This is a genomic window from Brachybacterium sp. EE-P12 (assembly GCF_003711805.1).
Lineage (GTDB): Bacteria > Actinomycetota > Actinomycetes > Actinomycetales > Dermabacteraceae > Brachybacterium.
Window position 1 is genome coordinate 295031 of the sequence record NZ_QXCP01000009.1, and the last position, 14928, is coordinate 309958.

Genomic DNA, 14928 nt, shown 5'->3' on the forward strand with positions numbered 1-14928 from the left:
CCCAGGCCTCGGTCACGGGGAGTCTCCCGCGACGGGACCGAGCGCCTCCGTAGCTCAGGGGATAGAGCACCGCTCTCCTAAAGCGGGTGTCGCAGGTTCGAATCCTGCCGGGGGCACCACAAGCACCGCCTGCCAGCCGCGCTCACCGGCGCGATCTGGCCGTCCGGCCCGGCCGCTCCGCCCGAAACAGCCGTCGCCGACCGGCGCCGCCGCCCGGCGGGCGCGTGTGATGCCGAGAGCGGCGTACACGATGTACATGATGTACGCCGATTCCTTCAGCACACACCCTGCCGGGCCCGGACAGGGCGAGCTTGCGCTGGTGCACATCGTGCGCCGTCAGGAGATCTGAGCGGGCGGGTCGAGCCGGTCCCTATGATCACCGCATGGGACTCCTGCTGGAGATCGTGGTCGACGTCCTCGCCGAATGGCTCAGAGCGCCGTGGCGCTCCCGCCGCCGACGACGACGGCGCGACGCCCCGTGACCCCCGCGCCGAGGACGCCCCTTGACCCGCGCAGTGAACCGGCGAAGGATCCGGGCATGAGCACCGTCTTCGTCACCACCGCCTACGGCGGACCGGAGAACCAGCAGTTCATCGAGCGGGAGGCGCCCGCGCCGCGCCCCGGCGAGATCGCGATCGAGGTGCGGGTGGCGGGGGTGAACCCGGCCGACGCGAAGCGTCGCGAAGGCCTGTTCGGCACCTCCGGGGCGCTGCCGCTCGCGCTCGGCCTCGAGGCGGCCGGCGTGGTCACCGCGCTCGGCGAGGGCGTCACGGGCTTCACCGTCGGGGACGACGTGCTCGGCCCGCCCGCCCGCGGCCAGGGAACCTTCGCCGAGCACACCGTCCTGAAGGCCTCCGCCGCCGTGCACCGCCCCGCAGAGGTCGCCTGCGAGCAGGCGGCGACGCTGCCCGTCGCGGGCACGACCGCCTGGGACCTCGCCTCCTCCGCCGCCCCCGGCGAGACGGTGCTGGTGCTCGGCGCGGGCGGGGGCGTCGGCCGGATGGCGGTGCAGGTCGCCGTCGCACGGGGCACCCGCGTGCTCGGTGTCGCCTCGCGGGGCAAGCGGGAGCTCGTCGAATCCGCCGGGGCCGAGCACGTGCCCTCCGGCGAGGGCGCGGCGGAGGCGGTGCGCGGCCTCGCCCCGGACGGCGCGGACCTCCTCGTCGACCTCGTCGGCGGGGACCCGCTGCGCGCCCTCGCCCCGCTCGTGACGGACCCCGCCCGGATCCTCTCCGCCGCGGACCACACCACCGCCGAGGAGCTCGGCGGCGCCGGCCGCCCCTCCTCCGCGGACGCGCTCGCGCAGATCACGCGACTGGTAGCGAGCGGTGCGGTGGACCCGCACATCACCGCCCGGTACCCGCTGGTCGCCGCGGCCGAGGCGATGGCCGCGGTCGAGACGGGGCACAGCGCCGGCAAGATCGTGCTGATCCCCTGACCGCGCGCAGATCCCCTGGCACTCGCCCCACCTCTGCTGACCCGGCGGTAGCGTGGAGCGGGTGACCACCACCGACGCTGACACCGCCGCCTCACCCGTCCCCACCGCGCCGTCCGGCGCGTTCACCGACTTCTCCGATCCCGAGGCGCTGCTGCGCCTGCCCCGCCTCACCTCCGTGACCGCGCTGCCGGGCGGGCGCGCGCTCGCCACGATCCAGGAGGCCGACGAGCACGGCGCCCGCACCCCGTCGGCCCTGTGGGAGCTGGATCCTGCGGGCAGCGCGCCCGCGCGGCGGCTGACGCGCTCGGAGGAGGGCGAGTCCGGTCCGCGCCCCGCCCCGGACGGCACGGTGCTGTTCACCTCCGCCCGCCCCGACCCCGCAGGCAGGACCTTCGAGGACCGGGCGGCGATCTGGCGCCTGCCGGCGAGCGGCGAGGCGGAGCTGGTCGCCGCGGCGCCGGGCGGGCTCGAGCTGCTCTCCGTCGCCCGCGACGGCTCGATGCTCGCCGCGACGAGCGTGCTGCCCGGCGGCACCCTCGAGGACGACGCCGAGCAGCGCACCGCCCGCAAGGACGCGAAGCGCACCGCGATCTGGCACACCGGCATGCCGATCCGGCAGTGGGACCACGAGATCGGCGACCAGGAGCGCCACCTGGTGCTCGTCTCCCCCGCCGGGGAGCTCGCCGATCTCACCCCGGGGGTGGGCACGGTGGCGCTGACCTCCGCCTCCGCGGGCCTCTCCCCCGACGCCCGCACCGTCGCGACCTCGTGGACCCGCCGCGTCACGGGCGGGGAGACGCGCAGCGACCTGGTGCTGCTGGACGTCGGCTCCACCGAGCGGACCGTGCTGCTCGCCGCGGACGACGAGGCGCAGTTCTCCTCCCCGTGCTACTCCCCCGACGGGGAACGTCTCGCCTACATCCGCTCCACGCTGCCCTCCCCGGCCGGGACGAGCCTCGCCCGCCTCGAGCTGCGGGACCTCGCGACCGGCGAGACGGTCACGGCCGAGCTCGGCGATCTCACCGCGACGGATCTCGAATGGCAGGATCCGGGCACGCTGCTGGTGGCCGGGGACCTGCACTCCTCCGGCGCGGTCCTCGCGGTCGACGCCGCGACCGGCGCCTCCCGCACCCTCGCCGCGGACGGGGTGTTCTCCTCCCTCTCGGTCGCCGAGGACGGCACCGTCCATGCCCTGCGCAGCGACGTCGGCACCCCGCCGCGACCCGTGCGGATCTCGCCGGACGGCGCGGTCCGGGAGCTGCCCGCCCCCGGCGCGGTCGGGGCGCTGCCGGGCACCCTGGAACGGGTGAGCATCGACGTGGACGGGATCGAGGTGGGCGGCTGGCTGTGCGTGCCCGCGAAGGCGTCGGCCGCAGAGCCGGCGCCGGTGATGCTGTGGGTCCACGGCGGGCCGCACGGCTCGTACAACGCCTGGAGCTGGCGCTGGTGCCCGTGGCTCGCGGTCGAGCGCGGCTACGCGGTGCTCATGCCGGATCCGGCGATGTCCACCGGCTACGGGGACGCGGGGCTGAACCGCGGCTGGCCGCGCCGCCCCGACGTCGTCTTCCACGAGTGCGAGACGCTGCTGGATGCGGTGCTCGAGCGGGCCGAGCTGGACGGGAGCCGCACCGCGATGCTCGGGGCGTCCTTCGGCGGGTTCATGGCGAACTGGATCGCCGGGCACAGCGACCGCTTCGACGCGATCGTCTCGCATGCGGGGCTGTGGGCGCTGCCCCAGCAGCACCGCACCACCGACGCCGCCGCATGGAAGATGCGCGTGCACGGCCACGAGGACGAGGACCCGGACTGGTACCGCGCCTTCTCCCCGCATCACGAGATCGACGCGATCACCACGCCGATGCTGGTCACCCACGGCAACCGCGACCACCGCGTCCCGATCTCCGAGGCGCTGCGGCTGTGGTGGGACCTGGTCTCGGCCTGGGACGGAGACCCGGCGGACATGCCGCACCGCTTCCTGCAGCTGACCAGCGAGAACCACTGGGTGCTCACCCCGTCCAACGCCGTGGTCTGGAACCGGGCCGTGCTCGCCTTCTGCGATCAGCACGTGCTGGGCGGTCCGAGCGCGGACGCGGCGATCAGCTGGTGAGACCCCGCCGGCCGGCGGAACGCCGCCCGCCCGCGGGGCTCCGCCGCTAGTTCAGCGTCCCCGTGAGCCGGCCGTGGAAGGCGGCGGAGCGCTCGTCGAGACCCGTGAAGGTGACCTCGAGGCCGTGCTCGGCGTACTTGGTCCGCACCGAGTCGAGCACCGCCACGGTGGAGGCGTCCCAGATCTGCGCCGCGGTGAAGTCCACGGCGACCGGGGTGCCGCGCTGCGCGTCTGCCGCGTAGTCGAACTGCTCGACGAGGTCGTTGCTCGAGCCGAAGAACAGCGGGCCGTGCACGGCGTAGCGGGTGCGGTCCTCGTCCTCCGCGCGCCGCACCGTGGTCACGTGCGCGACGCGCCGGGCGAAGAGCGCCACGGCCAGCAGCGCCCCGGCGGCGACGCCGAGGGCGAGGTTGCTGGTGAGCACCACGACCACGACGGTCGTGACCATCACCAGCGTCTCGGACAGCGGCATGCGCTTCAGCGTCGCGGGCCGGACGCTGTGGAAGTCCACGGTGGAGACCGCGACCACCATCATCACCGCGGCGAGCGCCGCCATCGGGATCTGCTCCATGAGGTCCGAGAGCACGGTGACCAGGATCAGCAGCAGCACCCCGGCGACGAGCGTGGAGATGCGGGTGCGGGCCCGGCCCAGCTTCACGTTCATCACCGTCTGGCCGATCATCGCGCAGCCGGCGATGCCGCCCCAGAGCCCGGCGAGGATGTTCGCCGCGCCCAGCGCCCAGGACTCCCGGCTCTTCGAGGAGCGGGTGTCGGTGAGATCGTCGACGAGCTTCGCGGTCAGCAGCGTCTCCATCAGGCCCACGAAGGCGACCGACAGCGCGGTCGGGGCGATCAGCTGCAGCGTCTCGAGGGTCAGCGGCACCTCGAGGGGCGTGATGCCGGGCAGCCCGCCGGAGACCTCGCCCTGGTCGCCGACGGTGGGGACCGTGAGGTGGGCGAGGATCGCGATGGCGGTGACCAGGATGATCGCGACCAGCGGGGCGGGGACCGCCCTGGTCACGCGCGGCAGCGCGAGCACCACCACGAGGGTGAGCGCGAACAGCGGGTAGACCGCAGCGGGGACGTCGAGGACGTGCGGCAGCTGCGCGGTGAAGATGAGGATGCCCAGCGCGTTGACGAAGCCGATCATCACCGAGCGCGGGATGAAGCGCATGATCCGCGCGAGCCCGGCGAGGCCGAACACGATCTGGACGAGCCCCGCGAGGATCACCGTGGGCAGCAGGTACTGGACGCCGTGGGTGTGCACGAGCGGGGCGACGACGAGGGCGACGGCGCCTGCGGCGGCGGTGATCATCGCGGGGCGGCCGCCGAGGAACGACATCGAGATCGTCAGCACCACGGAGGCGATGAGGCTCACCTTCGGGTCCACGCCCGCGATCACCGAGAAGGAGATCACCTCGGGGATCAGGGCGAGGGTGGTCACGGCGCCGGCGAGCACCTCGGTGGTGAGCAGACGGGGGCTGCGCAGGGCCTGCAGCGAGGTGGGAGAGGAGGGGGAGGCGGTCACGCGGAGATGCTATCCGCGCTCGCGGCGGTCTACGCTGTGGCTCCCGCCCTCCCGTCCGACAGAGGTTCCATGGCCCCGCCCGCTCGCCGCCGCTTCGACGCCACCTGGCTGCCCTTCGGGATGATGCTGGGCTTCGTGGTGGGGGTCGGGATGGGGCTCGCCGTCGTCGACGACCTGCTGATCGGGGCGATCGTCGGAGTGCTCGTCGGCGCCCTGCTCGGCGTGCTGCTGGGCCTGCGCGGCGGGGGCGATGCGCTGACCCGGGACGAGGACGCGGAGGACGACGAGTACCGTCGCCGTCACGGCGATCCGCGCCCGGGCGAGCGGCACTGACCTGCAGCTGCGTGTGCACGAGATCTCCACAGCTCCGCCGCGGCTCCCGCCGGCTCACCGCTTGACCGTCTCTTGACCTTTTGGCACGGTGTGACGCGGGCCACCGCTCCCGGTCCACGACGGCCGCCGCCGCAGCCGCGCCGGGGCCGGCCGGAACGGAGACCGCCATGAGGACCGGGGCACGCACCACCACCGCCCGCCGACTGCGCTGCGGCATGGCGCTCGCCGCCTGCACCGCGTTGCTGGGCCTGTCGGCCTGCGGCACGGACGACGGGTCCGGGGCGGATCCCGAGGCCTCGAGCGCCGAGGAGTCGAGCGCGGAGGCGTCGGACGGCGGCGCCTCGAGCTCCGACGACGAGGACGCGACGGACGAGGACCCGGGCCCCACCGCAGAACGCACCTCGATCATCCTGGTCACGGAGCTCGGCATCGACGACGGCTCCGGCGAGGGAGCCCCGACGCTCACCGCCGACGATCTCGCGGGCCTGCTCGCGGAGCCCCTCGGCGGCGAGGCGGAGTGCACGGACGAGCTCGTCCTCGAGCTGGGGCAGAGCGCGCAGTGCACGGGGCCGGCCTCGCTCGAGGGCGACGACGAGGACCAGGACTGGGCCGCGACGGCCGTGGCCGTCCCGTCCGAGGACGCCGCTCTCGGAGAGGGCTACCGGGTGGCGGTGCTGTTCTCGGCGGGGACCGCGCTGCCCGAGGGGGCGAGCGACCTCGCCCGGGAGGGCGTGACCCTGACCGGGGTGGGCGTCGGCTCGATGTTCGGCGTGGAGCCGCTCAGCGCCGAGGAGCTCGCTGATGCGACCCTGCAGACCCTCACCTCCGAGAACGCCTACGTGCAGGTCGCCGACGAGGCCGACTGGTCGGAGGTGACCTGCGAGGACGGCCTGGACTTCACCGACTTCCGCACCGTGGGCTGCACTGCGGCGACCGCCGACGGCGCGACCTGGCAGCTGCACGTCGCCCCCGGCACCTATGCCGACAACGATCCGGGGGTGCTGGTCGGGATCGAGGGCACGGTCGGCGGCTGAGCCGCCCCGCCCCGGTCAGGCCGCTCACCATGAGCTGACCCGCGCGGCCGCGACCGGCTACGGTGGGGGCGCGCCGCCGGCCGGGCGGCGCCCCGGCCGGGACGACCCGGCCCGCGGGAGCACGACGGGGACGGCCTCGGAGGAGACCTCATGACCCCGTCGCACACCACCCGGAGCGAACCTGCCCTGACCGGCCGCGCCCTCGCGCGCACCGTCCTGGACCGCAGCGCCCTCGTGCGCCTGGGCACCGGCTGGACCGGCGTCGCCGCCCTCGCCCTGCTCTCCCCCTCCCCCGCCGTGCTCGCCCCGGCGCTGCTCGCACTCCTCCTCGCCGCGATCGTCGCGGTGATCGTGGTCGCCGCGGGCGGGGTGGTCGCGCAGGCGGAGGCGCTCGCGCACCGTCTCGGCGACCCCTACGGCACGCTCGTGCTGACCCTGTCGATCGTGGTGATCGAGGTGGTGCTCATCGCCGCGGTGATGCTGGGCCCGGGCGATCACACGACCATCGCGCGGGACTCGGTCATGGCCGTGTCGATGATCATCATGAACCTCGTGCTCGGGCTGTGCCTGCTGGTCGGGGGCCTGCGCCACGGGGACCTCGCCGTGCACCGGGTGGGCACCTCGACCTATCTGGTGCTGCTGATCGCGCTCGCGACGACGGCCTTCGCGCTCCCGGCGGTGCTCGGCGACGGCGGCCGGTACGCGCCCGGGCAGGCGCTCGTGATCGCTGCGCTCACCGTGGTGCTGTACGCGCTGTTCCTGTGGCGGCAGACGGGCGCACAGGCGGAGGACTTCCAGGAGGTGGCGCCGGGACCCTCGGCCGCGGAGCCCTCGCCCGAGGAGCCGTCGGACTCCCCCGCGATCACCGAGACCCTCTCTCTGCACCGGCGCGAGCTCACGCTGCGCGTGCTGCTGCTCGTCGCGACGGTGCTGCCGATCGTGCTGCTCTCCCACGACATGGCGGGGCTGCTCGACGAGGGGCTGGATCGGCTGGGCGCCCCGCTCGCGCTCGGCGGGGCGCTGATCGCCGCGATCGTGTTCACCCCGGAGTCGCTGACGGCGGTGCGGGCCGCGCTCGGCGGCGAGATGCAGCGGGTGGTGAACCTGTGCCACGGCGCGCTGGTCTCGACGCTGGCCCTGACCATCCCGACCGTGCTCGTGATCGGGCTGGCCACCGGCAGCCCGGTCGTGCTCGCGGAGTCGCCCGCGAACCTGCTGCTGCTCGGCGCGACCCTGGCGGTCTCGGCGGTCTCCGCGGCGGCGCCCCGGGTCACTGCCGTCCACGGCGTGGTGCACCTGCTGCTGTTCGCGGTCTACGCGCTCGCGCTGTTCGCCTGACCCCGGGCCGCCGCTGGGCCGCCGCCCCGTGGAGCGCCGGGCCCCGCACGGCGCGCGCGGGGTAAGGTCGCGGCGTGAGTGCGACGACGCTTCCGATCCCGACCGACGCCGGAGACCTGCCCGGGATGCTCTGGCTGCCCGAGAACCTCGAGGAGCCCGTGCCGGGCCTCGTCGTGCTGCAGGAGATCTTCGGTCTCTCCGCCTCCATGCAGCAGCGCTGCGCCGACCTCGCCGCCCGCGGCTACGCGGTGCTCGCCCCGCAGCTCTTCGCCCGCCTCGACCCGCCCGTCGCCGGGATCGAGGACGGCGAGGAGCTCGAGCCCTGGCTCGAGGAGGGCATGGCGCTCACCGCGCGCCTGCCCTGGGAGCGGGCGGAGGCCGACGCCCTCGCCGCGATCGGGGCGCTGCGCGCCCACGGCGCGGTCGACGCGGAGCGGGTGGGGCTCGTCGGCTTCTGCTACGGCGGCGGGCTCGCGTTCTCCGCCGCGGCCTCCGCCGCCGAGGAGGACCGCCCGGTCTCGGTCCTCGTGAGCTACTACGGCTCCGCGCTGCCGACGCTGCTTCACCGCGCCCCCGCGGTGGACGTGCCGAGCCTGCACCACTTCGGCACGGCCGACGCCTTCATCCCCCTCGAGCAGGTCGAGCGGATCCGGGAGGCGGTCACCGCCGGCGGTGACCGGGAGCAGGTGCGCTTCGTGCTCCACGAGGGAGCGGGCCACGCCTTCGACAACCCCCATCCCGGCCTGCACCACGCCGCGGCGTCCGAGGCCGCCTGGCGGCAGACCCTCGACGTCCTCGCCGAGGTCCTGCCCGCTCGCGGCTGACCCCGCCGCGCCCCGACTGACCCGTCCCGTCGGCCGTCTCGGGAGCCCGAGTGGCGCTCGACACCTGACGTGACCGAATAGTTATGTCCTGATTGTCGGACAGGCGGATCCGCCGTCGCAGGGGCTCGTCGAGGCGCACATCGGCGCAGGCCACAGCCCCTCCGCGAGGCCTGCTCCACCGCGCCGTCCCGGCCCGACACCCCGGGCGCATCTCCCCGCCGAGCTCTGAAATGCCTGTTCCGGAGCGGTTTTCACCAGCGGAGCGGCTTAAGGTGGGAGACCGCCGCGTGCCGTCCTGCCCCTCCGCGCCGTCTTCCGCCGAGGGCTCGATCGACACCTCACCCCGTCCCCTCCGAAGGAGTCCTCGTGACGCCAGTCATCTCCGCCGAGGGTCTGTACAAGATCTTCGGCCGCCGCCCACAGCGAGGAGTGCGCGAGCTGCGCAGCGGCCGCACTCGCGAGGACCTGCGGGAGCAGGGCCTCACCGCCGCCGTGATCGATGCGAGCTTCAGCGTCGACCCCGGAGAGATCTTCGTGGTGATGGGGCTGTCCGGCTCCGGGAAGTCCACCCTCATCCGCATGGTCAACGGCCTCCTGCCCGCGACCGACGGCGAGCTGCGCATCGGCGACGAGGTGCTCTCCCGGATGACGCCCGCGCAGATCCGCGAGGTGCGCCGCCGTCGGATCTCGATGGTCTTCCAGAACTTCGCGCTGCTCCCCCACCGCACCGTCGGCGAGAACGCCGCCTACGGGCTCGAGGTCAGCGGGATGAACCGCTCCGAGCGCGAGAAGAAGGCGAAGGAGGCGCTGGAGATGGTGGGCCTGAAGGGCTGGGACTCCTACCGGCCCTCCGCCCTCTCCGGCGGCATGCAGCAGCGCGTGGGCCTCGCCCGCGCCCTCGCCGCGGGCACCGACGTGATGCTGATGGACGAGGCGTTCTCGGCCCTGGACCCCCTGATCCGCCGCGACATGCAGGATCAGCTCGTGGAGCTCCAGCAGCGCCTGGAGAAGACGATCCTGTTCATCACCCACGACCTCAACGAGGCCATGCGCATCGGCGACCGGATCGCGATGATGCGCGACGGCCGGATCGTGCAGGTGGGCACCTCCGAGGAGATCCTCAACGAGCCCGCGAACGACTACGTCGCGAAGTTCATCCAGGACGTGGACCGCACCCGCGTGCTGCTCGCGGGCGCCATCATGGAGCAGCCGCCCGAGACGCTCGGCGCCGGCCAGGGGCCGCGCACCGCCCACAAGCTGCTGCGCGAGACCCAGAACTCCTGGCTCGTCGTGCTCGAGCGCGATCGCACCCCCGCCGGGGTGCTGTGGCAGGACGACGTCGCCGAGGCCGTGCGCCTGGGCCGGGAGGAGCTGCCCTGGTCCGACCGGCACGACATGCCCGTGGTCCGGCACGACACCCCCGTCGCGGAGCTGTTCGGGAAGTCCGCGCAGCACGACTCGCCCCTCGTGGTCGTCGACGACGAGGGCCGCTTCGCCGGCGTGATCCCGCGGGTCACCCTCCTGACCGCGCTCGGCACGATGGGCGCGGACGCGCCCGCCGACGGCGATCCCGCCGTCCCGCCTCCCGAGGCGCCCGACACACCGGACGGGGCCGACGCCCCGGCTGCCCTGACCGCCGACGACAGCCGCGGAGGTGACGCGCGATGAACCCCGATGACGCCCTGATGCCCCGCCTCCCGATCGGCGACTGGATCGATGCCGGGATCGACTGGCTCAAGGACAACGTGTCCTGGCTGTTCGACCTGTTCACCACGGTGATGAACTTCCTGGTCGGGAACCTCACCGACCTGCTGCTGCTCGCCCCCGCGCTGGTCATGGTCGTGGTCTTCGCCGCGATCGCCCTGCTGGTGCGCTCCTGGAAGCTGTCGCTGGCCACCCTCATCGGCTTCGCCATCGTGCTCTCGATGGAGCAGTGGGAGACGATGATGCAGACCATGGCGCTGGTGCTGGTCGCGACCGTCTTCGCGGTCGTGATCGCGGTGCCGCTGGGCATCCTCGCGGCCGTCTCGAGCACGGTCAGCGCGATCGTGAAGCCCGTCATGGACTTCATGCAGACGATGCCTGCCTTCGTCTACCTGATCCCGGCGGTCACCTTCTTCTCGATCGGCGTGGTCCCCGGCATCTTCTCCACGATCATCTTCGCCCTGCCGCCCGGCGTGCGGATGACCGAGCTCGGCATCCGCCAGGTCGACGGCGAGACCGTCGAGGCCGGCGAGGCCTTCGGTGCGACCCGCGGCCAGATCCTCCGCGGCATCCAGCTGCCGCTGGCGATCCCGACGATCATGGCCGGCGTCAACCAGGTGATCATGCTGTCCCTGTCGATGGCCGTGGTCGCCGGCATGGTCGGCGCGGACGGCCTGGGCAAGGAGGTCGTCCAGGCGATCTCCACGCAGAACCTGCCCCTCGGCGTCGAGGCCGGCCTCGGCGTCGTGGTCCTGGCCGTCTACCTCGACCGCCTCACCGCGGCGCTCGGGAGCCCCGGCGAGTACCGCGGCTCCCTGATCGCCCTGGCCCAGCGCACCATCGCGCAGCGCGCCACCACGACGATCTGATCACGACGGTCCGATCGGGACGCCCCGATCGCGACCCCGAGACCCCTCCGAAGAACGCCCCACGAAAGGAATTCTGATCATGAGGACCCGACGAGACCCCTTCACCTCCGGCAGCCGCTCCGCGGCGCGCCGGCCGCTCACCCGCCGCTCCGCCCTGCTCGGCGGCGCCGGCCTGATGGGCCTCGGCCTCGCCGCCTGCAGCGGCGGCGACGGCGGCTCCGACGGCGGCGGCTCCGGCGGCGGGGACACCATCACGCTCGGCTACATCCCCTCCTGGACCGACGGACTGTCCACCGCATACCTGCTGGACAACCGCCTGACCGCAATGGGCTACACCGTCGAGCACGAGCAGATCACCGAGGCCGGCGTGCTCTACGCGGGCCTCGCCCAGGGCGATGTGGACATGTACCCCTCGGCCTGGCCCGAGGTCACCCACGCCTCCTACATGGAGGAGTACGGCGACGACATCGAGGACATCGTCGCCTACTACGAGGGCGCGGTGCTGAACCTCGCCGTCCCCCCGTACATCGACGACATCAACTCGATCGAGGACCTCGCGGGGCAGGCCGACCGCTTCGGCGGCCGGATCGTCGGCATCGAGCCCGGCGCCGGCATCACCGAGGCGACCCAGGACAAGGTGATCCCCGGCTACGGGCTCGACGACTACGAGCTGGTCACCTCCTCCACCGCCGCGATGATCACGGAGCTCGAGAACGCGATCAAGGCGGAGGAGGACATCGTCGTCACGCTGTGGACCCCGTTCTGGGCGATGCCGGCCTACGACATGAAGGCGCTCGAGGACCCGGAGGGGAACTTCGGCGAGGCCGAGGCGCTGCACCACCTGGGCCGCAGCGGCTTCAAGGAGGACTTCCCCGACGCCGCCGAGTGGATCGCCGGTGCGAAGCTGACCGACGAGCAGTTCGGCTCCCTCGAGGACAAGGTCGTCAACGAGTTCGGCGAGGGCAAGGAGGCCGAGGCGGTCGAGGCCTGGCTCGAGGAGAACCCCGACGTCCTCCCGCCCGTCGAGGGCGAGTGACCCGGCCCCGTCGGCGTCCCTGAGCGGACGCCCCCTGCGCAGCGCCCCCGGCACCATGCGGTGCCGGGGGCGCTGCGCTGTCGGGCACCGGTCAGCCCTCGATCTGCACCTCCGCCCCTGCCCGCGCCGAGGCGTAGCAGGCGTCGAGGACCCGCGCGCGGCGCAGGGCGAGGGAGCCGTCGTGCGCGGCGACATCCCCGGAGCGGACCTTCTGGAGGAACTGGGCGACGGCGGCCGCGTGCCGGCCGTCCTCCCCGACCTCCGGGCTGAGCTCGGCCGGGATCCCCGCGACCTCGGTCCACACGGTGATCCGGTGGTTGCCGGGGCCGCCGCCCCATTCGATGGTCGCCCCGCCATCGGCCCCGTAGAGGGTGACGTAGCAGAGGTCCTCGGGGATCCACTGGGCCCAGCTGGACTCCAGCAGCATCGTGGCCCCGCCCTCCAGACGCAGGAAGGCGGTGGCGAGGTCCTCGACCTCGAAGGGCGCGCCGCTCTCGACCTGGGAGATGCCGAAGCCCGACCCTCCGCGGCCGCGGGGGCCGAACTCGGCGTGGGTCGAGGCGGAGGCGGCAGTGACCTCGGGCTCGCCGAGCAGGTGGAGGGTCATGTCGAGCATGTGGATGCCGATGTCCATCATCGCGCCGCCGCCGGAGCTGGCCGCCTTGGTGAACCAGGTGCCCATCCCGGGGATGCCCTGGCGACGGATCCAGCCGGTCTTGGCGTAGTAGACCGGGCCGAGCACGCCGGTGTCGATGACGGACTTCAGCGCCGCGACGTCACCGCGCTGGCGGTGGTTGAAGGACACCTCGAGCACGCGACCGGCCCGTCGGGCGGCCTCGACCATGGTGGCGGCGGCCTCACCGGTCTGGGCCATCGGCTTCTCGGTCATGACGTGCACGCCGGCCTCGAGGGCGGCGATCGCCATGGTGGCGTGGAGGAAGGTCGGGGTGGCGATCGAGACGACGTCGAGCTCGGCCTCGGCGAGCATCTCCTTCCAGTCCTGGTACCGGCCGGGCACCTGGTGGCGCTCGCCGAACTCCGCCAGGAGGTGCTCCTCCATCGCGGAGAGCGCGACGAGGTCGACGGTGGGGTCCTCGGCGTAGGCGGCGACGTGCTGCTGGCCGGCCCAGCCCAGGCCGATCACTCCGGCGCGGAGGCGGCGAGGGGCGTCCTCGGGTGCTGCTGAGGTCATGCGGGTTCCTCTTCTCGGTGGTGTTCTCTTCGGGGTCGTGCGGTCGGGTCGTGCGGTGGGGCCGGTTGCGACGACGGCGCCGCCGTCGCCTCGGCCTCCGCCTCTCGCCGCCCCGGGGACGGCTCGAGGAGCTCCAGGGGGTCGCGTCGCAGCCGATCCAGGGCGAGCTGGATCGCGCCGTGCACCACGACGTCACGGCCGAGGGTGCTGGCGACGATGTCGGGGAACGGAGCCCGTGCGATCTCGGGGAGGGTCGCACGGGCGCGCTCGAGGACCGGCGTCATCGACTCCGCGACGGCACCGGCGACGACGACCCGCTCGATGCCGAGGAGGCTCACGAGGGTCGCGGCGATGCGGGCCACGCGCTCGCCGAGCCGATCGAGGATCTCGCGGGCGAGCGGGTCGTCGTCCTCCGCGGCGGCGAAGACGTCCACAGCGCTCAGCCGAGCGGGGTCGACGTCGGCGAGCGCGGGCGAGTCCGCTCCGCGCTCGAGCGCCTCGAGCGCCCAGCGGCGGGCCAGCGCGCCGACGCCCTCGGCGCCCGCGTCGTCCTGCAGCACGGCGTCCAGGAACCGCATCTCACCGGCACCGCCGCGGGCGCCGTGCAGCAGGCGGCCGTCGACGACGAGCCCCGCGCCGATCCTCTCCCCCACCAGGAGGGCTGCCATGTTCTCGCTGCGGTGGAGGGCGTGCTCGGCGAGCGCGGTGAGGTTCGCGTCGTTCTCCACGCTGACGCGGCCCTCGAGGTGCTCGGGGAAGTCGGCGTTCATCAGGTGCCAGAAGTCGCTCACGCCCACCGGGGAGACGCCGTGCTCGTCGACCGGGGCGGGGATGCCGATGACGGTGAGCAGAGGCGGACCGTCGAGGTGCATCGGCGCGAGCACCTCGGCGACGAGCTCCTGCACCGTCCGCACGCGCAGGGCTCGGTCCGCCTGCCGGCCGGCGAGATCGCGACGCGCGGAGGCGAGGACCGTGCCGCGGAGATCGGCGGCCACTGCGGTGAAGCCGCTGCGCCCGGCGTCGACGCCGACGAGGATCCCCGCGCGTTCGCACAGTCGGTGCCGACGGGCGGGACGGCCGCGCCGGGAGAGCCCCGCCGCGCGGCTGTCGTCGATCTCCTCGAGCCAGCCGGAGACGGTCAGCTCATCGCAGAGCCCCAGCACGGTCGCCCTGGTCAGGCCGGTCGCAGCCATCGCCTCGGCGGCGGTGAAGTGCTCGGCCTCGAGGGCGTGGCGCAGCAGCGCGCGGCTGTTCTGCCGGCGCAGCTCGCTCATCGATGCCGCCATGCCCGCCTCCTCAGAGGGTCCTTGACGTCGGCTGTGACGGGACCCATACTTTCTCCACGCATTAAATCTAGCAACTGAATCTATTGGTTCGCCATCCAGTCGTTGCGATGCCGTCGAGGAGACAGAGTTGTCATCCAGGACCCCAGCGGTCGGTCGACCGTCCCGTCGTTCCCTGCTCACCGCCGGTGCCGCCGGCGCACTCGCCGTCGGAGGCTCACCGGCTGCGGCGGCTCCGCGCG

The 14928-nt window shown here is 73.5% G+C and carries 12 protein-coding genes and 1 tRNA gene; 10 read left to right on the forward strand and 3 right to left on the reverse strand.

The features are described from left to right. Positions 1–43: 43 nt before the first annotated feature. From D1648_RS13580 to D1648_RS13590, 3 genes are all read left to right on the forward strand, one after another. Positions 44–119 (forward strand) — tRNA-Arg (locus tag D1648_RS13580). Positions 120–538: 419 nt separating this feature from the next. Continuing rightward, positions 539–1438: an NADP-dependent oxidoreductase gene (locus D1648_RS13585; RefSeq protein WP_122942720.1), complete on the forward strand. Its 900-nt coding sequence runs from the start codon at positions 539–541 to the stop codon at positions 1436–1438. 61 nt (positions 1439–1499) lie between these two features. Next, positions 1500–3545, forward strand: coding sequence for an alpha/beta fold hydrolase (locus D1648_RS13590; RefSeq protein ID WP_122942723.1), 2046 nt, complete (start codon positions 1500–1502; stop codon positions 3543–3545). Between the two features lie 46 nt (positions 3546–3591). On the opposite strand, the gene D1648_RS13595 is transcribed toward D1648_RS13590, so the two are convergent. Next, entirely contained in the window at positions 3592–5073 is a 1482-nt protein-coding gene (locus tag D1648_RS13595) for a SulP family inorganic anion transporter (protein WP_122942725.1), read from the reverse strand. Positions 5074–5142: 69 nt separating this feature from the next. Between D1648_RS13595 and D1648_RS13600 the strand changes: the two genes are divergently transcribed. The 7 genes from D1648_RS13600 to D1648_RS13630 all read left to right on the forward strand — a co-directional run bounded on the left by D1648_RS13600 (position 5143) and on the right by D1648_RS13630 (position 12211). Continuing rightward, a complete protein-coding gene (locus D1648_RS13600) occupies positions 5143–5406 on the forward strand; it encodes a hypothetical protein (protein ID WP_122942762.1) in 264 nt (87 codons plus the stop codon). Positions 5407–5573: 167 nt separating this feature from the next. Continuing rightward, entirely contained in the window at positions 5574–6440 is an 867-nt protein-coding gene (locus tag D1648_RS13605) for a hypothetical protein (protein ID WP_122942764.1), read from the forward strand. Positions 6441–6590: 150 nt separating this feature from the next. Further along, positions 6591–7778 (forward strand): calcium:proton antiporter, encoded by a 1188-nt coding sequence (locus D1648_RS13610; protein WP_122942766.1) that lies wholly within the window; start codon positions 6591–6593, stop codon positions 7776–7778. A gap of 74 nt (positions 7779–7852) precedes the next feature. Beyond that, complete coding sequence (locus tag D1648_RS13615) at positions 7853–8602, forward strand: dienelactone hydrolase family protein (protein ID WP_122942768.1); 750 nt, start codon at positions 7853–7855, stop codon at positions 8600–8602. A gap of 366 nt (positions 8603–8968) precedes the next feature. Continuing rightward, complete coding sequence (locus tag D1648_RS13620; protein ID WP_122942770.1) at positions 8969–10270, forward strand: glycine betaine/L-proline ABC transporter ATP-binding protein; 1302 nt, start codon at positions 8969–8971, stop codon at positions 10268–10270. Next, positions 10267–11175 carry a proline/glycine betaine ABC transporter permease gene (locus tag D1648_RS13625; protein ID WP_122942772.1) on the forward strand — a complete coding sequence of 303 codons (909 nt, stop codon included), beginning with the start codon at positions 10267–10269 and terminating at the stop codon, positions 11173–11175. The genes D1648_RS13620 and D1648_RS13625 overlap by 4 nt, the downstream gene beginning before the upstream one ends. A gap of 79 nt (positions 11176–11254) precedes the next feature. Continuing rightward, on the forward strand, positions 11255–12211 hold the full coding sequence (locus D1648_RS13630; protein ID WP_122942774.1) for a glycine betaine ABC transporter substrate-binding protein: 957 nt from the start codon (positions 11255–11257) through the stop codon (positions 12209–12211). 91 nt (positions 12212–12302) lie between these two features. Here D1648_RS13630 and D1648_RS13635 read toward each other — a convergent pair whose 3' ends face one another. Then, the gene (locus tag D1648_RS13635) at positions 12303–13403 is read right to left on the reverse strand and encodes a Gfo/Idh/MocA family protein (RefSeq protein ID WP_122942776.1); all 1101 of its coding nucleotides are present in this window, start codon (positions 13401–13403) and stop codon (positions 12303–12305) included. Then, on the reverse strand, positions 13400–14689 hold the full coding sequence (locus D1648_RS13640; protein ID WP_164518721.1) for an ROK family protein: 1290 nt from the start codon (positions 14687–14689) through the stop codon (positions 13400–13402). The genes D1648_RS13635 and D1648_RS13640 overlap by 4 nt, the downstream gene beginning before the upstream one ends. Positions 14690–14928 lie beyond the last annotated feature (239 nt).

What these genes read in the sequence shown, in the direction of transcription:
- D1648_RS13610 (WP_122942766.1), top strand. Translation starts at nt 6,591, where the DNA reads ATGACCCCGTCGCACACCACCCGGAGCGAACCTGCCCTGACCGGCCGC.
- D1648_RS13625 (WP_122942772.1), top strand. Translation starts at nt 10,267, where the DNA reads ATGAACCCCGATGACGCCCTGATGCCCCGCCTCCCGATCGGCGACTGG.
- D1648_RS13585 (WP_122942720.1), top strand. Translation starts at nt 539, where the DNA reads ATGAGCACCGTCTTCGTCACCACCGCCTACGGCGGACCGGAGAACCAG.
- D1648_RS13605 (WP_122942764.1), top strand. Translation starts at nt 5,574, where the DNA reads ATGAGGACCGGGGCACGCACCACCACCGCCCGCCGACTGCGCTGCGGC.
- D1648_RS13600 (WP_122942762.1), top strand. Translation starts at nt 5,143, where the DNA reads ATGGCCCCGCCCGCTCGCCGCCGCTTCGACGCCACCTGGCTGCCCTTC.
- D1648_RS13640 (WP_164518721.1), bottom strand. Translation starts at nt 14,689, where the DNA reads ATGGCGGCATCGATGAGCGAGCTGCGCCGGCAGAACAGCCGCGCGCTG.
- D1648_RS13635 (WP_122942776.1), bottom strand. Translation starts at nt 13,403, where the DNA reads ATGACCTCAGCAGCACCCGAGGACGCCCCTCGCCGCCTCCGCGCCGGA.
- D1648_RS13630 (WP_122942774.1), top strand. Translation starts at nt 11,255, where the DNA reads ATGAGGACCCGACGAGACCCCTTCACCTCCGGCAGCCGCTCCGCGGCG.